The sequence below is a fragment of the Streptomyces sp. NPDC040610 genome (assembly GCF_055594065.1).
In genome coordinates this window covers 187,746-207,693 of sequence record NZ_JBVIXA010000010.1, presented here as the reverse complement: position 1 = coordinate 207,693, position 19,948 = coordinate 187,746, and the positions used below count along the sequence as shown (strand labels likewise).

The following is a 19,948-nucleotide window of genomic DNA, read 5'->3' as shown; positions in this document are numbered from 1 at the left end:
CGCCTTCTCCGACTCCCTGTTCTCCGCCGTCAAGACCACGAAGGCCGTGGCGGGGAAGAATCTCTACTGCCTCGTCTGTGCGCCTTCCCTTGCCCCGTCCCTTGTCGGCCGGCCCAGGGCATCATGTCCGGATGAGTGATCTCAGAGAGATGCCGCCCGGGCTCGACACGGAGGCGCTGCTGGCCCTGGCCGACGGGCACCACGCCCGTACCGCCCGCGCCCGCGCCGTCCGCGATGCCGGTGGGCACGTCGTGAAGGTGTACGCCCTGGAGGCGCCGGGCCGTACGGTCACCGTGCAGGACGAGGCGGCCGCGCTCCGGCTCGCCGGGGCCCACCTGGAACTGGGGCGCGCCCGCGGCTCCCTCGGCCTCGCGGTGCTGATCGTGCACGCGGGCGGCGACGGCGACTATGTCCTCGTCTCCACCTGGATCGAGGGCTACATGTCCGACCTCGCCGTGTTCGTCGGCCCGGCCGGGCAGCCCGACCGGCTGCGGCCGGGACGGGTGGGCCTCGCGCCCTGCGTGTGGGAGGCGGCTCTTCTCGCCCATGAGCGCGACGCGTTCACGCGGCACGTCCTGGACGGCGGCGGGCGGATCGCGGACCGGGTGGTGGCGTGGAGCAAGGACGTCCTGTCGGGAGAGGTCCGATGACGTCCGTGCGGCACGCACGCGCCGCCGACCTGCCGCGGGTGGCGGAACTTGCCGCGGAGCACGCCGTGTACGAGAAGGCCGCACCGCCCGTGCCCGACCTCGCGAAGCGGCTCGGTGTCCTCCTCTTCGACACCCCCGCGCCCCGCCTGCGCTGCTTCGTGGCGGAGGCGGACGACGGCGAGGTCGTCGGCTACGCCACCTGCGCGCCGGAGATCTCGACGTGGGACGGACGCGAATACCTCCACATGGACTGCCTCTTCCTGCGCTCCGGCAGCCGCGGCTCGGGCCTCGGCGCGGCGCTGATGGACGCCGTTGTGGCCGAGGCGCGCGCCCTCGGCGCCGACGAGGTGCAGTGGCAGACGCCCGCGTGGAACGAGGGCGCGATCCGCTTCTACGACCGTCTCGGCGCCCGGGCGAAGGAGAAACTCCGCTATTGCCTGCCGGTCCGGTCCTGACGGACCGAGCCCGCACCGCACGGGCCCACCATCCCTCCGGGAACATGGAGTTCGGGTCCTTCTCAACCACTTCGTCACCCTGCGCGGTCTTGCTACCCGGGCGGCCCGTCCGCACCACCGGCCAGGAGCCTCGGCTGCCGCGACGGGACCGCACGCGCACAGTTCAGTGGAGACGACGGTGAGGAGTACGGGATGACGTTACGCAGGAGTTCCAGGATCGGCGTGGTGGGTCTCGCGGCGGCCGCGGTGGCGGCCACCGCCTTCACGGCCCCCGCCCAGGCGGCGCCGGACCCCGCCGCCCGGGCGTCCGGTCATGGGGCGACGCAGCGGGCGATGGACGCGGCCGTGCGGGCGGGTGTCCCCGGCGTCACGGCCCAGGCGCGCGACGGCCGCGGCGTGTGGAAGGCGGCGTCCGGCGTCGGCAACCTCAGGACGGGCGAGCCGCGCGGCAAGAACGACAGGTTCCGCGTCGGCAGCATCACCAAGACGTTCATGGCGACCGTCCTCCTCCAGATGGAGGCGGAGGGAAGACTCAGCCTCGACGACACCGTGGACCGCCATCTGCCCGGCCTGGTACGCGGCAACGGCAACGACGGCCGCAAGATCACCGTGCGCCGGCTCCTCAACCACACCAGCGGCCTGTTCGACTACCTCACCGACAAGGAGTACAGCGAGACGTACATGGAGGGCGACGGCTACCTCAAGCACCGCTACGACACCCTGCCGCCCGAGAAGCACGTCAAGGTCGCCCTCTCCCACCGGCCGCTGTTCGAGCCCGGCGCCAAGCACTCGTACTCCAACACCAACTACATCCTCGCCGGGCTGATCGTCGAGAAGGTCGGCAAGAGGACGTACGAGGAAGAGGTCCGCGACCGCATCATCAGGCCCCTGGGCCTGAAGGCCACCTCCAACCCGGGCAACAGCGTGCACCTGCCCCGGCCGAGCAGCCGCGGCTACTCCAAGCTGTTCCGGTCCCAGCCCGACCGGATCGACGACATCACCGAGATGAACGGCTCCCAGGGCTGGGGCGACGGCGACATCATCTCCTCCGCCGGGGACCTGACCCGGTTCTACGGCGCGCTGCTGCGCGGGAAGCTGCTGCCGCCGCGCCAGCTCAAGGCGATGAAGACCACCGTCAGCACCCCTGACAGCCCGGACACGGCCTACGGGCTCGGCCTCCAGCGGTTCAGGACGAGCTGCGGCGGCACGCTCTGGGGTCACGGCGGGGGCATGGTGGGCTGGCTCTCCCTGTCCGTCACCAGCGAGGACGGCCGCCACCAGCTCGCCTTCAACTACAACGGGGACTGGGAGTCGGCGTCCATCCCCAAGATCATGGAAGCCGAGTACTGTTGATCAGCACGTGATCCCACCAGACCTCCGGGGCCCACACTCTCATGGCGTACGTCTTCATCCTCTGCTGCTTCCTCCTGATGACGGGGGTCTCGCTGCTCGCCGCCCGCGTCGGGCGCCGGGGTGAGGTCGGCGACCGCGAGGTCGGCTACGACGTGCCGGACGAGGTCAAGCGCGACCCCGAGCTGCGCGCCCGGGCCAACCACCTGGTCGCGCACTGGTGCACCGGCGCGGCGATCCTCAGCGTCGCCCCGCTGGTGCCGCTCGGCAGCGTCCTGCTGTCCGACGGCGACCGGGCGATCGGCACGACGGGGATGCTGATCGTCGCGGCCTACGGCCTGGTCGTCGTGGCCGTCGCCGGGTACCCGTTCGAGAGGATCAAGCGCCTGGCACGCTGAGCGTTCGGTGACGTCCGTGCGCTCACGTGGTGCGCCGGTGCAGCGCGTCCAGGGCGGCCCGTTCGTCCGGCGAGAGCCGCAGCGCGCCGACGGCGATGTTCTCGGTCAGGTGCCGGGGGTCGCCGGTGCCGGGGATGGCCAGGACGTGCGGCCCCTGGTGCAGGGTCCAGGCCAGCCGGATCGCGGCCGCGCCCGTGCCGTGGGCGCGGGCCACGGCGAGCACGTCCTCGTGCTCGGTGGCGCGCGCTCCGGCTGTGCGTCCGGTGCCCGCGATCGCGTAGAACGGCACGAACGCGATGCCCTGTTCGCCGCAGGCGCGCACGAACGCGTCGTGCTCGGGCCGTACGCCGATGCCGTACTGGTTCTGCACGCACACCACCGGCGCGATGGCCCGGGCCTCGTCGAGGTGCTCGGGCGTGACGTTGGAGACGCCGAGGTGCCGGATGAGCCCGGCGTCGCGCAGGTCGGCGAGCGCGCCGAAGCGTTCGGCGATCGAATCGGTGCCGACGACGCGGAGGTTCACCACGTCGAGGTGGTCCCGGCCGAGCTGGCGCAGGTTCTCCTCGACCTGGCCGCGCAGGAGGCCGGGGGTGGCGTGGGGCAGCCAGTCACCCGACGGGGCGCGGCCCGGTCCGACCTTGGTGGTGATCACGAGGTCGTCCGGGTAGGGGGCGAGGGCCTGGTTGATCAGCTCGTTGGCGGAGCGGAGCCGGGAGAAGTAGAAGGCCGCGGTGTCGATGTGGTTCACGCCGAGGTCGACGGCCCGGCGCAGCACGGCGATCGCCTCGCTCCGGTCGCGGGGGACGGCGTCCGGCGCGAACGCCTCCCCGGTCTGCGGCAGGCGCATCGCGCCGAAGCCGATGCGGTTGATCTCCAGGTCGCCGAGTGTCCAGGTGCCCGCCGCCGCTGCGCTGATCTCTCCCGCACTCACCGCTGCGGCCCTGTCCATGGCGATGTCTTCGGTCGACTCCATAGGCGTCTCCGCACTCGTCGCTGGGGTCGTCTCTGTGGTCGTCTCTGTGGTCATGCGTGGATGATCTCCGCACTGTAGAGTCCCGGCCATTGATTCGGGCATGAGTGAATCCTGGGGTGGCGGTGCGGGCGGAGCTGACTTTCTCGGTGAGCGATCTGGCGCAGATGCGGTTCGCCGTGTCGCCGATGTGGGAGGTCGGGCCGAGCCTTCGGCTGCTGCGCTCGGGGACCGCCCATCCGGTTCATCGGCGCTGGGCCGAGCAGGTCCGGCCACGTCTCGCGGGTCCCGGGCTCGACCGGGGCTGGCTCGCCGAGCTGGTCCCGCCGTCGGGGTACGTCCCGGACTTCCTCAACCCGGCGCCCACCGGGCCCGCGCCCACGCTGGCCGAGGAGTTGGACAGGGTGCGGGCCACTCCCCCGGACCGGCTCCGGCGGGACCTCGACCAACTGCGGCACGACCAAGGAGGACTCGGGGCCCGGGCGCAGACCCTGTACGCCGATCCGCGGGCGCGGCTGGCCCGGGTCACGGAGGAGATCGAGACGTACTGGGAGCTGGCTCTCGCTCCCTACTGGGCGCGGATACGGGCCGTGCTCGACGCCGACGTCTTCCACCGGGCACGGCAGGTCGCCGAGCACGGCGCGGCCCACCTCTTCAACGACCTGCACCCGTCGGTCAGTTGGGACGAGGACGCGCTGTGCCTGGCCCGCCGACGCCGACCGCTGTCACGCGGGGCGGCGGGCACGGGACTGCTCCTCATCCCCTCGGTCTTCACCGGCCCCGTCCCCTTCACCCGCCTGGCGCCGCCGGAGCCCCCGCAGCTGGCCTATCCGGCCCGCGGCACCGGCACCCTGTGGGAACACCAGCGCCCCGGCACCGGGACCGACGCCCTCGCCGCCGTCCTCGGCCGCTCCCGCACCCTGCTCCTCACCGAGTTGGAGACCCCGGCCTCCACCACCGAACTCGCCCACCGCACCGGCCTCTCCCGGGCGGGTGTCTCCCAGAACCTCACCGCGCTGCGCGACGCGGGCCTCGTCAGCGCGCACCGGGCCGGGCGGTCGGTGCTGTACGCCCGGACCTCCGCCGCCGAGGCGGTGCTCCGCGCACGGCCCGCGTGAGCACGGGGACGGCCCCCCTGAGCCGTGCCTCCCCCGGGCCCCGACCCGCACGGAACGGGGCCCCCGCCTTCGTAGAACCGGAGCCCTCACCACCACAAAACCGGAGCCCTGACCTTCGCAAAAGTGGAACCCATGCTGCTCATGCGTCACATCTATCCCTCCCGTTTACGGCCGAGTAGCGTGCCGTCCCGCCGCTGTTGTCACGCTGGGGAGGCTGAGGGCCAGTGATCGTGCTCGGTTACAACGGATTCACCAAGGGTGCGGAACTCTTCGGGCGGCTCTACGGGGCGACGGGAATCGACCGCAACCTCTTGGTGGGCCACGACGCCGCGGCGGCGCTGGTGATCGACGGCGAGGTGGTCGCCGCGGTCGAGGAGGAGCGGCTGAGCCGGGTCAAGAAGACGGCCGACTTCCCCGAGCAGGCGATCAGGTGGTGCCTGGAATCCGCCGGGGTCGGCCTCGACGAGGTCGACATGTTCGCCTTCCCCTGGCGTTTCTCACCGACGGTGGGCGAGCAGATGATCGCCCAGATATCCGCCGCCGACCTGTCGGTGCCGGCGAAGTTCGACGCCCTGCGCCGCACGGGCGAGCTGTACACGGACATGCTCAGCCGCGAGGCCGTGCACGGCGACTTCGTACGGCGCACCGGCCATGAACTCGACCCGAACAAACTCGCCCTCGTCCCCCATCACCTGGCCCATCTGATGTGCGGCGCCTACCTGGCCGGAGGGGGCGATGCCGCGTTCCTGGTGAGCGACGGCCGCGCGGAGACCCTGTCCGCCGTGATGGGCGAGCTGCGCGACGGCGTGGTGCGGGTCTTCGACGAGAGCTCCGTCGAGATGACCAGCTCCCTCGGCGTGGCCTACGGGAGGATCACCCGCTATCTGGGGTTCGTGCCCAACAACGACGAGTACAAGGTGATGGGCCTGGCCGCGTACGGCCCGCCGCCGCTCCACAACCCCCTGCTCGAACGCGTGGTGCGGCTGCACGAGAACGGCTCGTACACGATCTCCGTCCCGCGGGACAGGCAGGCGTACTACGCGCTGTTCGACGAACTCTTCGACGGTGACAGCGTGAAGCGCGAGGAGTTCGACTTCCGCGTCAAGGTCGCCGGCCTCGCCCAGCACATGGTGGAGGCCATCACCGCCCATCAGCTGCGGGCGCTGACCGCGGCCTCCAGCCTGGACACGCTGCTGTTCGAGGGGGGTCTCGCGCTCAACTGCGTCGCCAACTCCAAGATGCTGGAGCGGTCGTCGTTCACCGGGATGGAGGTCAGTTTCGGGGCCAGCGACCCGGGCGTCGCGATCGGCGCGGCCGTGTACACGGCGGGTCTCAGGAACCGGCCCGCGAAGGCCGTCACCACTCCCTACCTGGGCCCGTCGTTCGACGAGCGGCAGGTCCTCGACACGCTGGCCGCGTACGCGGACCAGGTCGAGTGGCAGGAGGAGGCCGACGTCGCCGCGGTGACCGACAGGACGGCGGAGCTGCTGGCCGAGAAGAACGTCGTGGGCTGGTTCCAGGGGCGCACCGAGTTCGGACCGCGCGCCCTGGGCAGCCGCAGCATCCTCGCCAACCCGGCCTTCCCCGACATCAAGGACATCATCAACGTCCGGGTGAAGCACCGGGAGCCGTTCCGTCCGTTCGCTCCGGTCGTCCTCGCGTCGGACGCGTCCCGCGTCTTCGAGATGGGCAAGAAGACCGCGTCTCCGTACATGACGTTCGTCTTCCCGGTGCGCGAGGAGTACCAGGAGCGCATCCCGGGCGCCTGTCACGCGGACGGCACGGCACGCGTCCAGACGGTCGACGAGCGGCAGAACCCCGTCCTCGCGGGGCTGCTGCGCGCCTTCACGGAGCGCACCGACGTGCCCTGTCTGCTCAACACGTCCTTCAACGTGGCCGGTGAGCCCATCGTCTGCTCACCACGGGACGCGCTGGAGTGCTTCCTCGCCACGGAGATCGACTTTCTGGTCATCGACCGGTTCGTGGTGACGAAGAAGCACCCGTCGGACAGGTCCTAGGGTCTGTCCGGTGGGTCGGCGGCGCGCCGACCCGTCCGGACACACCTCAGTCCTGCCGGCTGGTGACCTCGATGAGGTGCTGGCCGAACTGCGTCTTGACCGGGCCCTGAATCGAGCCGACCGGGGCGCTGAAGACGACCTGGTCGAACTCGGCGACCATCTGGCCCGGTCCGAACGAGCCGAGGTTGCCGCCGTCGCGGGACGAGGGGCACGAGGAGTGCTTCTTGGCGAGCTCGGCGAAGTCGGCGCCCCCTTCGATCTGCTGCTTCAGCTGCAGGGCCTCGGTCTCGGTCTTGACCAGGATGTGACGAGCGGTGGCACGGGGCATCGTGTTGCCTTTCGAGTGGAGGTTCATCAAACAAGCTACTCGGCATGTTACTGATCACGCCCGGGGCGGGCACGGCGCCCCGGAAACGTGGCGGCGGGAGGCGGGCAGGCTCCGCCCGCCTCCCGTGGCGCGGTCAGTCCCCGCCACCGCCTCCGCCACCGTCCCCGCCACCGCCGCCGTCCCCACCGCCGCCGCCTCCGTCGCCGCCGTCCCCGCCGTCCGAGCCCCAGCCGTCGCCGCCGCCGGAGTCGTTGTCGTCGCCGCCCCAGCCGAGGTTGCTGAACCACGGGGAGTCCCATTCGATGACCAGCGGCTCGTCGCCGCGGGCGTTCCGCGGCTTCTCGGCGCGGAAGCGATAGGCGCCGGTGGTGTCGCCGAGGCCGAAGGCGACGGCGAAGGCGTGCGCCATGACGGCGTCGAGCGGGTCGGGGGTGTCGTGGTGTATCTCCGTGAGCGGCAGCAGGACCGTGTCCGGCACCGGGCGGCGGCGCCGCTCGGGGCGCCTGATCAGGGCGACGCGGCGCCCGTCGCGCAGGAGCTCCGAGGAGAGGGTGTCCACGCGCCGCAGTTCCCAGGAGCCGTGCGGGCCCTGCGCGCTGACGAAGCTCCGGGACTTGCGCCAGACCTTGGTGAGGGTGAGGGAGACGGCGGCCTCGCCCACGGTCAGGACGAGCCCGCGGCTCGGTGACCTGTCGGTGGTGACGAGGCCGTGCGGCGCCCGTATCCGGACGGCCGGGGCGTAGGGCCCCCAGACGTCCACCCGGATCAGGCGGCGGTCGACGGCCACGGTCACCGGCCCCGCCGGACCGGGAGCGGACCGCCGGGCGAGCCACAGGGGCACCCCCTCCACGTCGGCCTGCGTGGCCAGCGCCGCCACCCGCGCGGCGCCGCCGCTCTCCCGCAGCGCCAGTTCCCCCAGGCGGTGCGCGAACTCGGCCGCCCTGCGGACCTTGATCGGCTTGGTGGTGCCGGTGACACGGGTGACCGGCACGACGCCCGGCCCCTGCGGCAGTTCCTCGAGGCCGCGTTCCGTGCCCCCGCCGCCCAGCCAGCGCCCCCTCCGGTACGCGTCCGCCATCGCGGCCAGGTGCAGCTCGCTCAGCGGCGTCGTGCGGTAGTTGGCCTTCAGCCCCTGCTCGGTCAACTCCACCAGCTGGGCGAAGGGGTTGCGGGACCGCTCGGCGTAGATCACCTGATTCACGCGTCTCCCCCGTCATTTCTCGGACGTCATGAAGAACGAATTTTCGCACGCGGTGTGTGTACGCCTCGCGACCTGCGTTTCACAGGTTCGTCCCAGGGCGCGGGGCTACTCCGGCGCGGCCGCGTCCGCCGGGTCCACGGGGTCCGCCGGGTCCGCCCGGTAGGCGGTCGACCCCTCCTCGGGGCTCCACTCGGTGGCGTACGGCATGAGGTCCTTGATGCGGACGCTGCGCACGCCTTCCGCGGTGGGCAGGATGACGCGGATGTCAGGGTGGTGGTCAAGGAGCACCTGCCGGTCCCTGCCGCACGGTCCTACGACGCCCCGGCCCATGTTCCCCACGGCGACGATCGTGGTCAGTTCCCGGGCGCCGGAGGCGCGGGCGTTGCCGAGCGCGACCAGCTCGGCGCAGGGCCCGCCGGTGAAGTGGTAGACGTTGATTCCGGCGTGCGTCGTGCCGTCGGCGGCCCGTACGGCGGCGCCCATGGTGTGGATTCCGTCCTCGCCGTCGGTGTTCGCGTCGACGACGGCCCGGGCGAGGTCGATGAGTTCCTGGTCGGCGGCGGTGAGGTCCCGCGTCGGGATGTTGATGTGCATGGCCGCAGGCTATGAAGACGCGGGTCGGATGACGAACGACATTCCCGGTCGCCGGGCGCTGCTCCCCGTCGTCAGGCGCTGTTCCCTGTCGTCAGGTCCTGTTCCCTGTCGTCCGTCGCTCAGCTGCCGACCGGCTCCAGCTGGAGGTAGTCGAGGTTCCAGTTCTGGTACGCGGAGGGGTCCAGGGAAAGGCGCAGGGTGTGCCGCCCCTGCGTCAACTGCCGGGCCTGGTGGCTGTCCTGGAGTGCGAAGGCCTGGTGGGACGTCGTGTTGGCGACGGCCACGGGCGCGCCGGGGGTGCCGCCGTCGACGGCGACGCGGTAGGTCCCGGCGGGTGCGTACGGGGACGACGCGCGGGCCCCGAGGGTGTAGCGGCCGGACTGCGGCACGTCCACCTCGTAGGCGAGCCACTCCGCGCCGCGCATCCAGCACACGGCCACGGCGCCGTCGAGGTCGCACACGTCGACGCCCTCGCCGGACCGGCCGGGTCCGTCGCCCCGGTTCCCGGCGTCGACGTCGTGGTAGCCCACCCCTTCGCCGCCCGCGGCGTAGTCCTCCGCCTGGACACGTACCGCGCCGGACGGCACCGCGCCCGCCGCCCCCGTGGTCAGGTAGCCCTCCAACGCCTCGACGTTGTCCGTCTGGAGGACCGACGCCCCGTAGACACCGATGAGCGTGGCCCAGCCGCGTGCGGGCGCGATCAGCGAGGCCTCGTCGGTGTACCGGGCGGCGAGGGCGTCCCGCATGCTGTTGATCCACACGCGGCCGGTCGACCGCAGCCCCCGGAGGAAGGCCGCGTCGGCCACCGCGTCGCCGATGTCGTCGAAGACGACCTCGAACGCGGGTGGCCGGTCCGTCCCGAACTCCGTGACGGAGGCGGCGTTGGTGTCGTCCACCAGGTGCATGTAGAGGGCGTCGGGATGGCGGGTGCGGAACGCCCGCACCTCGGGCACGGGTGCGGCGGACTTGAAGAGGCCGTTGCGCACGGTGCCGGTCTGCGTCAGGACGCGCCAGACGGCCTCGCGGTCCTTCCATGCCTGGTCGAGGTTGACGAGGCCGCTGGTCCGTGCGGCCCGCATGGCCTCGGCGAGCGTGGGGACCCGGTGGCCCGTGAGCGCCGCCTGCCGGCCGCCGAGGCCCGCGCGCAGGCGCAGGGCGCGCAGTTGGGCGTAGCTGAGGTCGGCGACGCGGCCGGTGCCGTCGGTGGTGCGGTCCACGGTCGCGTCGTGCATCAGGACGGGGACGCCGTCCTTGGTCAGCCGGATGTCCACCTCGACGATCTCGGCGCCGTCGGCGAAGGCCGCGCGGAGTGCGGCGAGGCTGTTCTCGGGGGCCTTCCGCCACTGGCCGCGGTGGGCGGCGGTCATGACGGGGATGCCGGGGCCGTGGTCGAGGAAGTCGCGGTGGGCGCGGTCGGCGGGGGTGTCGGTCGGGGCTCGGTGGTGCTTGGGCTCGGCGGGGGTGCCGGTGGGGACTTGGCGGTACGTGGGCTCGGTGGTGGTACCCGTGGGGACTTGGCGGTACGTGGGCTCGGTGGCCGTGCCCACGGGGACTTGGCGGTACGGGTCCTCCGCGGCGGTGCCCGTGAGAGTTCGGTGCTCCACCGCCGTCGCGCCCGGGGCGGCGCCCAGTGCCGTCGCGCACGCGGTGACCGCGGCGAGGACGGCGAGGCTGCGGCGCCTGGTGGGGGCGGTACTGCTCGGGGCGGGAGGAGCGCTGTTCGGGGCCGGAGAGGTGCTGCCCGGGTGGGACCTGTCGACGCGGCGCACGATCATGAGCGAGGGCATGGGTGAGAGCATCGGGCCGCGTGCGCCGTCCGTCCACGACCGCGCCCCGGCCTGTCGCCGGGGTCAGCCACTCGCCAGCGCAGCGGATCCGTGCCCGCTCGGGGGCACCCAAGCCCGGAGGGGCAACGGCTCCCGCTCGGCACCCGACCTCGCGCCGACGCCGAGCGGGGCGCCGCACGCCGGATCCAGCGTCAGGCCCCCACCCCCGGCAAGGGGGGGAGGGCCCATCGGCACCCACTACGCCGTACGCCGCACCCCACTGCGCCGTACGCCACACCGCACGACACGTCACGCAGCCGCCAGCGCCTCCGTCGGCGGCAGTCGGGCCGCACGGACCGCCGGGTAGAAACCGGCAAGCCCCCCGATCAGGAGCGTCGCGCCCACCCCACCGACCATGGCCCACAGGGGAACCACCGTCGGCCACCCCTGGTATCCGGCGTAGCCCGCCGTCACCGCGATGCCGAGGGCCACGCCGCCCAGGCCGCCGAGGGCCGACAACAGCTGGGACTCGCACAGGAACTGGGTGCGGATCTGCCCTCGGGTCGCGCCCAGGGAGCGGCGCAGGCCGATCTCGGCCCGGCGCTCCAGGACGGAGATGACCATCGTGTTGGCCACTCCGACCCCGCCCACGAGGAGCGCCACCGCCCCCAGGCCGAGGAGGAGCCCGGACAGGGTGTCGTCCGTGGCCTGCTTCGCCGCGAGCGCGTCGGAGGGGCGGGAGACGTCGACCTCGTTGGGGTTCTCCGGGTTGGCCGTCGCGCCCAGGACCTGCTGCACGTCGCTCACCGCGGCGCCCTCGGCGCGCGCGTACACCGTCGTCGCGAAGCCGTCGAAGTCGAGTTCCCGCTCGGCCGCGGGCCAGCCGACGAGTGCGGCCGAGTCGAGCTCGGGGGCGAGTTCGTTCGGCGCGAGCAGGCCGACGACCGTGAACCACCGGTCGCCGAGCCACACTTGGGCGTCCGGCCCCGACCCGTACACGCCGAGCTGCGCGGCGGCCTTCGCTCCGAGGACGACGGCCGGGTAGCGGTGTGTGGCCGCGGTCAGCCAGCGGCCGTCGGCGACGTCGACGCCGACCGTGCCCGGCAGGTCGGTGCGGGCCGCGTAGACGCCGATGCCCCCGGTCATCTCCTTCGGCACGTGGTCGTTGCGGTACACCTTGGCATCGGTCTTGCCGATCGCCGAGACCGACTTCACGCCGTCGATCGCGCCGACCATCTCGACGGCTTCGTCCGGCAGGCGGGCCGCGCCGCCGCTGAAGGACTGGCCGGGCGCCGCCGTCAGGAGGTTGGTGCCGAGCGCCGCCAGTTTGCGGTCCAGCTCCTCCTGGCTGGAGGTGGAGATGCCGACGACGCCGACCATCGCGGCGATGCCGATCGCGATCCCGAGGGCCGAGAGGAAGACGCGCATCGGGCGCGAGCGCAGGCCGGAGCCGCCGGTCCGGACGACGTCAGCCGGGCTCAGCCGGGCCGGAGCAGGCCGTGGTCGCGGTCGCGGCGGCGTGGCCGTGCTCATGCGCCCACCCGTTCCGCGACGGCTTCCCCGACGGCCTCCTCGGTGGCCTTCCCCGCGGCGGAGTCGTGCTCGATGCGGCCGTCCTTGATGCGTACCTCCCGGGGCAGCGATGCCGCGATGTCCCGGTCGTGTGTGATGACGACGACCGTCGTGCCCGCCCGGTGCAGTTCGTGGAGCAGCTCCATGACCACCTCGCCGGACCGGGAGTCGAGCGCGCCCGTCGGCTCGTCGGCGAGCAGCAGCGGCGGGTCGCCGAGCACGGCCCGCGCGATGGCCACGCGCTGTTTCTCGCCGCCGGACAGCTGGTGCGGTTCGTTGTGGAGGCGCTCGCCGAGCCCGACGCTGCGCAGCGCGCGCTCCGCGAGCCCACGCCGCTCGCCTCTCGGCAGTCCGCTGTAGAGCAGTCCGTCGGCGACCGCGTCCAGGGCCGGTACGCCCGCCGCCAGATGGAAGGCCTGGAAGACGAAGCCGATGGTGCGGGCGCGCAGCGCGGACAGCTGACGGTCCGACAGAGCGTCGACGGTGTGGCCGTCGACGCGGACCGTGCCCGCCGAGGGACGGTCCAGCGTCCCCATGATGTTGAGCATCGTGGACTTGCCGGAGCCCGAAGGGCCCACGATCGCCAGCATCTCGCCGCGCCGCACGACGATCCCGGCCCGGGCGAGCGCGACCACGTCCCCGTACGTCTTCGACACCCCCTCCAACTCGACGACGGGCGGCGGCGCTTCGCGCCCCGACTCCCCCAGGGACGACCCCACGACGGGCCACGCCCCCTCCGCTTGCGGCCTCACTTCGGCACCGCCACCTTCAGGCCCTCGGTGATGCCGTCGCCGGACACCTCGACCATGCCGCCCGCGAACAGGCCGAGCTCCACCGGCCGGTACTCCACGTCCGAGCCGGTGACGGCCTGGACCGCGTAGCCGCCGCCCTTGCGGGCGACGAGCGCGTCGACGGGGACGGCGAGGGCGTCCTCGCGGCGCTCCGCGGCCAGCGTGACATCGACCGGGGCGGCCTGGTAGCGGCCGAGCTTCTTCTGGTCCTTGACGGTGAGTTCGACCGGCAGGGTGGCCTCGTCCGCGCCGCCCTCGGCGTCGTCGCCGCCCTCGGAGGGCTTGGCGGTGGCGGCGTTGCCGACGTCGGTCACCCGGGCTTCCGCTTCGGTGCCGTCGGGCAGGGCGACGGTCGCCCTGGTGCCCTCCTCGACCAGGTCCTCGTACTGCGCCTCCAGGTCGACGGTGACGGTCCGCCGCGTACCGGTCCAGGTGAGCACGTCGCCGGAGGCGGAGTCGCCGCGGGCCGACTCGACCTGGGCGACCCGCCTGGCGCCGGTCGCCACGACCGCTTCTGCGGGCGCGACCTTGCCGGTCTCCTCCCGTCCCAGGTCCCGCTGCCAGTCCTCGACCGCCCGCGCGGTGCCCGAGGTGTACGTGTCGTCGACGGTGAAGCCGGTGTGGCCGAGCGCCGCCAGGTTCTTCTCCAGGAGTCGTACGTCGTTGCCTTCGGCGCCCACGTCGAGCGTCCGGTAGAGCGGTGTGGAGCCGTACAGCAGGGGGACCTTCCGCGCGTCCACGCCGTACACCGCATCCCCGCGTTCGAGGACCTTCCCCTCGTCGGGGAGCCAGGTCAGGGTTCCCCCGGAGCCGGTGGGGTTCCCACCGCCCTGAGCGTCGGCCCCGGCCTCAGGCTCGCTCCCGCCGCCCGCACCGGCCCGCACCGGGGTCGCCTCGCCGTACCCGAGCGTGCCGTCGACGGTCTCGCCCCGGGTCAGCGTCCTCTTCTCGACGGTGGCGGTCCGGGCCGGGCCCGCCGGAGCGGCGCCGGACGTGCCCGTACCGTCGCCGCCGAGGGTGCCGGTCGCGGCGAGTCCGCCCGCTCCGGCGACGGCTGTCGCGGCCAGCAGGACCAACGAGGTCCGCACCGGGCGCCGTCGGCGACGGGAGGGCCCCACGGCAGGCCCGTCGGTGTCGGCAGCGACAGCTGCGCCGACATCCGCATCGTCGGCGCCGCCGTCGAGCACAGCGTCATCAGCGCTGTCCTCGGCCCGCGCCCTGTCCTCGGTCTCCGGCCCGTTCACCGGCCGCCACCGCCGCCCCGCATCATGACGCCGCCGCTCGGCCGCTTGTCCCGGCAGGCCTCCATGGCCTTCTCGAACTTGGGGTCGTCGCCCGCCATGCCGACCGCCGACATGTCGATGACCATCGAGCCACCGTCGATCTCAGGGTCGGGGAACTTGGGCACGCCGTTCTCGCGCATGCACTTCGCCCACGCGGCGACCTTCGCGGAGTCGAGCGGCTTGCCGCCGTTCGGGCCCCCGTCCCCTTGGGGGGAGAGGTCCTTGCAGGCCTCCTCGGCCTTCTTGAACTCCGGCGAACCCATGTCGACACCCGAGTCCGGCCCGAGCCTGATGCCGCCGCCCTCCGGGTCGGGGAACTTCGCCACGCCGTTCTCCCGCATGCACTTGGCGTACGCGAGGCCGCGCTCCTGCGGGCTCGTCGGCGATGCCTGCCCGCCCGACTTCTTCCCCGCGTCCTTCTCCGTCGTCGCCCTCGACGGTTCGTCCGAGCAGGCCGTCAGGAGTGCCCCGGTCAACGCGAGCGGCACGAGCAGCGGGACGGCGGTGCGTATGGGTGCGCTGGTGCGCTTGGTCGTCCTTGTCATGCCGTCCAGGTCTACGTAGCGGGGGGTTACACCGCAGGAACGCTGGTTGTTATGCCGGTGTAACCCCGCCTCCGGCATCCTGACGGCTATGCGCGTGCTCATCGTCGAGGACCATCAGGAGCTGGCCGTCACCGTGGCCACCGGCCTGCGCCAGGACGGCATGGCCGTCGACCTCGCGTTCGACGGCCAAGAGGCCCTGGACCTCGCCGCCGTGTACGACTACGACGTCGTCGTCCTGGACCGCGATCTGCCACGGCTGCACGGCGACGAGGTGTGCCGGACCCTGGTCGAGAGCGGCGGCCGCTGCCGGGTGCTGATGCTCACGGCCGCCACCACCATCGAGGACCGGGTCGACGGCTTGTCCCTCGGCGCGGACGACTACCTGCCGAAGCCGTTCGCCTTCGCCGAACTCATCGCCCGGGTCCGGGCCCTGGCCCGCCGCGCGCACCCGGCCGTACCCCCGGTGCTCAGCCGCGGCGACCTCACCCTGGACTCCGCGCAGCGCGTCGCCCGCCGCGACGGACGGCGCCTGGACCTGTCCCCGAAGGAACTGGCCGTCCTGGAGCTCCTGTTGAGCGCGCAGGGCGGGGTCGTGTCCGCGGAGCAGTTGCTGGAGCGCGCCTGGGACCAGGCCACCGATCCGTTCACCAACACCGTGAAGGTCACGATCAGCCGACTGCGCCGCAAGCTGGGCTACCCGCCGGTGATCGAGACGGTCCCCCATGCCGGTTACCGCATCTGACCCGGCGGGCACCTCCCCCGCCCCGCGGCGCTTCCGCTGGACCGTACGGCTGCGCCTGACGATCCTGTACGGCGCCCTGTTCCTGGTGTCGGGGGCCGCGCTGCTCATCATCACGTACGTCCTCGTCGCCACCCGCGATCCCCAGATCATCCGCAAGACCACACCGGGTCCGGCCCCTTGGCTGCCCCACGACACGGAGCAGCTCCCCGACGTGGGCGGCGAACAGCGTGAGGCGATGCTCAAGCAGTTGCTCACGCAGTCCGGGATCGCGCTCGCCCTGATGTCGGCCGTGTCGGTGGCCCTGGGCTGGCTGATGGCGGGCCGCGCGCTGCGCCCGGTCCGTACGATGGCCGACAAGGCGCGCCGGATCTCCGAGCGCAATCTGCACGAGCGCCTCGCCGTCAGCGGGCCGGACGACGAGCTCAAGGACCTCGGTGACACCTTCGACGGTCTGCTCGGGCGCCTCGACACGGCCTTCACCACGCAGCGGCGCTTCGTCGCCAACGCGTCGCACGAGCTGCGCACCCCGCTCACCCTGCAACGGGCGATGATCGAGGTGGCGCTCGCCAATCCGGCGGCGAACGCGGAGTCGCTGCGGACCGTGTGCGAACGCCTGCTGGCCACGGGCGAGCGGCAGGAGCATCTGATCGCGGCGCTCCTCACGCTGGCCCGCAGCCAGCGCGGCCTCCAGCGCCGCGAACACACGGACCTGGCGGCGATCGCGGAGACGGTCCTCGCGGAGCAGGCCGCGGAGGTGCGGATCGACCTGTCGCTCGCCCCGGCGGCCACCGTCGGCGACCCGCGGCTCCTCGAGAGCCTGGTGACGAACCTCGTCAGCAACGCGGTGCGCCACAACGTCCCCGGCGGCTGGGCGCGGGTGCGCACCGGGGTCCGGGACGGCCGGCCGGTGCTGCGGGTGACCAACAGCGGGCCGGTCATCCCGCACGAGCGCGTCGAGGCGCTCTTCCAGCCCTTCCAGCGCTTCGAGACGCGCGCCGGGACTCCGGACGGCCACGGCCTCGGCATGTCGATCGTCGCCGCCGTCGCCGAGGCCCACAGCGCGCCGGTGACCGCCCGGCCCGGGTCCGAGGGCGGCCTCGACATCACGGTGACGTTCGACCCGGCGGCGCGGGCCCTGGAGGGGGCGGGCGGCGCGTGACGGCGGCCGTCCATGCCCCGCTTCCGTCACGCCCCGTCCCCGTCCTCACTCAGGCGGTCAGACGCACCGACAGCTCCCGCACGCTGTTGCCCACGAAGCCCTCGTGCCGGGCGAGTCCGGCCTCGGGGACGGCCAGGTCGAGTTCGGGGAAGCGGGTGAACAGGCGCTCCAGGGCGATCGTCGCCTCCATCCTGGCGAGGGGCGCGCCGAGGCAGTAGTGCGCGCCGTGCCCGAGTGAGAGGTGGCGTGGGGCTCCGGTGGTCCGGGCGGGCCTGGTGACGTCGAAGAGGTGGGCGTCCGGGCCGTACGCCGCCGTGTCGCGTCCGGCGGCGGAGTAGCCCGCGAGGACGGGTGTGCCCTGGGGGATGTGGGTTCCGTGCAGGGTGAGGTCGCGGGTCGGGTAGCGGAACGGGAAGTAGCTGACCGGGCTGTCCCAGCGCAGGGTCTCCTCGACGACGTCCGGCCAGTCGGCCTTGCCCGCGCGCACGAGCCTGAGTTGGTCACGGTGGGCGCACAGCGCGCGGACGGCGTTGGTGATCAGGTTCAGAGTCGTCTCATGACCGGCGACGATCATCAGGAGGAGGGTGCCGATCAGCTCCTGGGGGCTGAGCCGGTCGCCGTCCTCGTCGCGGGCCGCGATGAGCGCACTGGTCAGGTCGTCGCCGGGGTGCTCGGTGCGGCGGGCGACGACGGCTGCGAGCGCTGCCGTCATCTCGCGGTTGGCGGCGATCGCCTCCTCGGGGCCGACGGCCGTGCTCACGACCTGGTTCGACAGGTGGTGCAGGAGGTCCCGGTGTTCGGTGTCCACGCCGAGCAGTTCGCAGATCACGCCCATCGGCAGCGGCAGGGCGAAGGAGGCGCGCAGGTCGGCGATCCCGCCGCCGTCGGCGGCCGCCTCGGCCAGTCCGTCCAGGAGTTCGGCGGTCAGTGTCTCGATCCGCGGTCGCAGCGCCTCCACCCGGCGCGCGGAGAACGCCTTGCTCACCAGGGTGCGCAGCCGCCGGTGGTCGTCCCCGTCGGCGGTGGTCATGCCGGGGACGGTGGCGAAGGTCCGCAGCGGCCAGCCGTCGGGTATCGCGCCCTCCCGCAGCGCGGTGAAGTGCGCGGCGCCCTTGGCGACTTCGGGATGGGCGAGGAGTTCCTTCAGCGCCTCGTGTCCCAGGACCGCCGCGCCCGGCACGTCGCCGGGGAGCACGACGTCGGCCACGGCGCCTTCCGCGAGCAGCCGGGCGTTGTCCGCGTGCGGGCAGCCTCCGGCCGGGTCCATCCGGTACGGCGTACGCCGTGACGTGTTCAAGTGATCCCTCCCAGGGCCGGGGGTGACGCGCCTTGTCCGCACGGTGAGCTTCCCCCTGTCGTGCCCCTGGGGCCATGGGCGTGCACGTGATCGCTAACGTGGCGTCGGACGGCTGGCCCGGTCCACGGACCGTCTCCTGCCGCCCCGCCTGCCGCCCGCCTCGTGCCGACCGACCGCCGACCGGTCCCCCTCCCGACCGCCCGCTCCCGACCGAAGAGTGCTGATGACTGTCCCTGGACGAGATGTGCTCGATGCCTTCGGCCTGGCCGGAGGCCCCGTTCGCCTGGTGGGCGGGGAAGGCCGCAGTGTCCGGGTCGACGACGCGGTGCTCAAGCCCACCGGCCCCGACGTCGAGTTCGCGGAGTGGCTGGCCGACCTGCTGGACGTCCTCCCCGAGGACGGCTTCCGCGTCGCACGGCCCCTGCGCGCCCGCACCGGCGCCTGGACGTACGACGGGTGGAGCGCGTCCCGCTTCGTCCCCGGCGCCGCGCCCGATCACGCCGCCGCGCCCCGCTGGCTGGACATCATGGCCGCGGGCCGTGCCTTCCACCGGGCGCTGGCCGACGTACCGCGCCCCGCCTTCCTGGACCGGCGACGGGACTGGTGGGCGCTGGGTGACCGGGTCGCGTGGCAGGAGTGCGAGGCCGACCTGCCGCCCTCGCTGCGCGGGCCCTACGAGGAGTTGGTCGCGCTGTACGGCCGGGAGCCGCGGGGCCGGGCCCAGCTCGTCCACGGTGATCTGACGGGCAACGTCCTGTTCGCACCGGGTCTCGCCCCGGCGGTCATCGACTTCTCGCCGTACTGGCGGCCGCCGGGGTTCGGTGAGGCGGTCGTGGTGGGCGATGCCCTGATCTGGCACGGCGCAGGGACCGAGCTGCTGTGTGCGGCGGCGCCCGCGTTCGGTCCCGGCTTCGTCGGCTGTGTCGCCCGCGCGGTGGCCTTCCGCCTCGTCACGGCCGGGGAGCAGGTGCGCGCCCTGGGCGGCGGGAGCGCCACGGCCGCCGAGTCCCGGCGTTATCGGCGTGCCGTGGAGCTCCTCGCCGCCTTCGGCTGACGCGGGTCAGCGCACGGCGTAGACCTGTCCCGTCTGCGCGCCCTCGACGGAGCGGACGTACGCCTCGGTGACGCGGGCGAGGTCGACGGACGGCATGCCGGGGAAGAAGGAGCCGTAGTCGTCGAGGCTCTCGGTGAAGACGGTCGGGCTCACCGCGTTGACGCGCTGCGGGGCGATCTCGATGGCGGCCGCCCGGACGAAGGCCTCGACCGCGCCATTCGCCATGGACGCGGCGCTCCCGGTGGGGATCGGCTCGTCGCCGAGGACGCCGGAGATCAGCGTGAAGGACCCGCGTGCGGCGATGTGCCCGACGCCTTGGCGGACGAGCTCGATCTGGCTGAGGACCTTGCCGCGGAACGCCGCTTCGTAGTCCTCGGGCGCGATCTCCGCGACGGGCTTGAAGGGGGTGTCACCGGCGGCGCTGACGACCGCGTCCACGGGGCCGGCCGCCGCGTACAGGGCGGTGATCTCCGCCGGGTCGGTGATGTCGTGGCGCAGGTCGCCGCTGGTGCGGCCGACGGTGACGAGTTGGTGGCCGCGGGCGGAGAGCGTCTGGTGGACGGCGGCGCCGAGCTTTCCGGCGGCACCGATCAGGAGGATCTTCATGGGGAGGACCCTAGAGCGGCCCGGAGTCCGCCGGGAAATGTCCGACACACA

The 19,948-nt window shown here is 73.0% G+C and carries 20 protein-coding genes; 9 read left to right on the top strand and 11 right to left on the bottom strand.

Annotated elements, in window-relative coordinates:
• Positions 1-131: 131 nt before the first annotated feature.
• From ACZ6AA_RS30340 to ACZ6AA_RS30325, 4 genes are all read left to right on the top strand, one after another.
• Positions 132-650, top strand: coding sequence for a hypothetical protein (locus ACZ6AA_RS30340; protein ID WP_471461217.1), 519 nt, complete (start codon positions 132-134; stop codon positions 648-650).
• Entirely contained in the window at positions 647-1,105 is a 459-nt protein-coding gene (locus ACZ6AA_RS30335) for a GNAT family N-acetyltransferase (RefSeq protein ID WP_468461315.1), read from the top strand. The genes ACZ6AA_RS30340 and ACZ6AA_RS30335 overlap by 4 nt, the downstream gene beginning before the upstream one ends.
• 192 nt (positions 1,106-1,297) lie before the next feature.
• Complete coding sequence (locus ACZ6AA_RS30330) at positions 1,298-2,458, top strand: serine hydrolase domain-containing protein (RefSeq protein WP_471461214.1); 1,161 nt, start codon at positions 1,298-1,300, stop codon at positions 2,456-2,458.
• A 41-nt stretch (positions 2,459-2,499) separates the two neighbouring features.
• Positions 2,500-2,853, top strand: coding sequence for a hypothetical protein (locus ACZ6AA_RS30325; protein ID WP_468461319.1), 354 nt, complete (start codon positions 2,500-2,502; stop codon positions 2,851-2,853).
• Between the two features lie 22 nt (positions 2,854-2,875).
• Here the strand turns inward: ACZ6AA_RS30325 and ACZ6AA_RS30320 are convergent, their stop codons facing one another.
• On the bottom strand, positions 2,876-3,826 hold the full coding sequence (locus ACZ6AA_RS30320) for an aldo/keto reductase (RefSeq protein ID WP_471461209.1): 951 nt from the start codon (positions 3,824-3,826) through the stop codon (positions 2,876-2,878).
• A 164-nt stretch (positions 3,827-3,990) separates the two neighbouring features.
• Here ACZ6AA_RS30320 and ACZ6AA_RS30315 point away from each other — a divergent pair, with 164 nt between their 5' ends.
• Positions 3,991-4,941, top strand: coding sequence for a DUF5937 family protein (locus ACZ6AA_RS30315; protein WP_471461410.1), 951 nt, complete (start codon positions 3,991-3,993; stop codon positions 4,939-4,941).
• A gap of 224 nt (positions 4,942-5,165) precedes the next feature.
• Complete coding sequence (locus tag ACZ6AA_RS30310; protein ID WP_471461204.1) at positions 5,166-6,959, top strand: carbamoyltransferase family protein; 1,794 nt, start codon at positions 5,166-5,168, stop codon at positions 6,957-6,959.
• A gap of 46 nt (positions 6,960-7,005) precedes the next feature.
• On the opposite strand, the gene ACZ6AA_RS30305 is transcribed toward ACZ6AA_RS30310, so the two are convergent.
• The 8 genes from ACZ6AA_RS30305 to ACZ6AA_RS30270 form a co-directional block, all read right to left on the bottom strand.
• Entirely contained in the window at positions 7,006-7,287 is a 282-nt protein-coding gene (locus ACZ6AA_RS30305; RefSeq protein WP_468456964.1) for a peptidylprolyl isomerase, read from the bottom strand.
• Between the two features lie 133 nt (positions 7,288-7,420).
• Complete coding sequence (locus ACZ6AA_RS30300; RefSeq protein ID WP_468456962.1) at positions 7,421-8,488, bottom strand: hypothetical protein; 1,068 nt, start codon at positions 8,486-8,488, stop codon at positions 7,421-7,423.
• Positions 8,489-8,593: 105 nt separating this feature from the next.
• A complete protein-coding gene (locus ACZ6AA_RS30295) occupies positions 8,594-9,082 on the bottom strand; it encodes a cytidine deaminase family protein (RefSeq protein WP_471461197.1) in 489 nt (162 codons plus the stop codon).
• Between the two features lie 119 nt (positions 9,083-9,201).
• Positions 9,202-10,869: a glycerophosphodiester phosphodiesterase family protein gene (locus ACZ6AA_RS30290; protein ID WP_471461193.1), complete on the bottom strand. Its 1,668-nt coding sequence runs from the start codon at positions 10,867-10,869 to the stop codon at positions 9,202-9,204.
• 288 nt (positions 10,870-11,157) lie between these two features.
• The gene (locus ACZ6AA_RS30285; RefSeq protein WP_471461189.1) at positions 11,158-12,381 is read right to left on the bottom strand and encodes an ABC transporter permease; all 1,224 of its coding nucleotides are present in this window, start codon (positions 12,379-12,381) and stop codon (positions 11,158-11,160) included.
• The gene (locus ACZ6AA_RS30280) at positions 12,378-13,127 is read right to left on the bottom strand and encodes an ABC transporter ATP-binding protein (protein WP_468457001.1); all 750 of its coding nucleotides are present in this window, start codon (positions 13,125-13,127) and stop codon (positions 12,378-12,380) included. The genes ACZ6AA_RS30285 and ACZ6AA_RS30280 overlap by 4 nt, the downstream gene beginning before the upstream one ends.
• Before the next feature lie 41 nt (positions 13,128-13,168).
• Complete coding sequence (locus ACZ6AA_RS30275) at positions 13,169-14,455, bottom strand: peptidoglycan-binding protein (protein ID WP_471461186.1); 1,287 nt, start codon at positions 14,453-14,455, stop codon at positions 13,169-13,171.
• Positions 14,452-15,039 (bottom strand): hypothetical protein, encoded by a 588-nt coding sequence (locus ACZ6AA_RS30270; protein ID WP_468481422.1) that lies wholly within the window; start codon positions 15,037-15,039, stop codon positions 14,452-14,454. The genes ACZ6AA_RS30275 and ACZ6AA_RS30270 overlap by 4 nt, the downstream gene beginning before the upstream one ends.
• Before the next feature lie 88 nt (positions 15,040-15,127).
• Between ACZ6AA_RS30270 and ACZ6AA_RS30265 the strand changes: the two genes are divergently transcribed.
• Both ACZ6AA_RS30265 and ACZ6AA_RS30260 read left to right on the top strand, forming a co-directional pair.
• Entirely contained in the window at positions 15,128-15,781 is a 654-nt protein-coding gene (locus tag ACZ6AA_RS30265) for a response regulator transcription factor (protein WP_468456950.1), read from the top strand.
• Positions 15,762-16,940 carry a sensor histidine kinase gene (locus tag ACZ6AA_RS30260; RefSeq protein ID WP_468456948.1) on the top strand — a complete coding sequence of 393 codons (1,179 nt, stop codon included), beginning with the start codon at positions 15,762-15,764 and terminating at the stop codon, positions 16,938-16,940. Before ACZ6AA_RS30265 ends, ACZ6AA_RS30260 begins: the two co-directional genes overlap by 20 nt.
• 49 nt (positions 16,941-16,989) lie before the next feature.
• Here ACZ6AA_RS30260 and ACZ6AA_RS30255 read toward each other — a convergent pair whose 3' ends face one another.
• Positions 16,990-18,207, bottom strand: a complete 1,218-nt coding sequence (locus ACZ6AA_RS30255; RefSeq protein WP_471461407.1) for a cytochrome P450 family protein — start codon at positions 18,205-18,207, stop codon at positions 16,990-16,992.
• Positions 18,208-18,460: 253 nt separating this feature from the next.
• On the opposite strand from ACZ6AA_RS30255, the gene ACZ6AA_RS30250 reads away from it, so the two are divergent.
• Entirely contained in the window at positions 18,461-19,291 is an 831-nt protein-coding gene (locus tag ACZ6AA_RS30250) for an aminoglycoside phosphotransferase (protein ID WP_471461179.1), read from the top strand.
• 6 nt (positions 19,292-19,297) lie between these two features.
• Here ACZ6AA_RS30250 and ACZ6AA_RS30245 read toward each other — a convergent pair whose 3' ends face one another.
• Entirely contained in the window at positions 19,298-19,897 is a 600-nt protein-coding gene (locus ACZ6AA_RS30245) for a short chain dehydrogenase (protein ID WP_468456945.1), read from the bottom strand.
• Positions 19,898-19,948 lie beyond the last annotated feature (51 nt).